Below are 241 nucleotides of genomic sequence, written 5' to 3' on the forward strand. Positions count from 1 at the left end.
CTCTACACTCAACCCTGTCTCTATGTCATCGAGTCGATCCTCATTGACCTTTTAATTGATGAAGCGGGATATTTACCCCAATATGTCGCCGGTCATAGCTTAGGAGAATACAGCGCGTTATATGCAGCCCGTGTGTTTAGTTTTGAAGCCGGGTTACGTCTGGTGCAACAACGCGCAAAGCTGATGGATACCGCAGCCGGGGGCAAAATGGTTGCTCTGATGAAAATTGATCGCGCTCAAT

At 48.1% G+C, this 241-nt stretch carries 1 protein-coding gene; it reads left to right on the forward strand.

The window, feature by feature from the left end:
• On the forward strand, positions 1-241 hold a 241-nt coding region (locus R0J87_RS24140; protein WP_498889576.1), incomplete at both ends, for an acyltransferase domain-containing protein.

The sequence above is a fragment of the Halomonas sp. SIMBA_159 genome, from assembly GCF_046536035.1.
Classification (GTDB): Bacteria; Pseudomonadota; Gammaproteobacteria; order Pseudomonadales; family Halomonadaceae; genus Vreelandella; species Vreelandella venusta_A.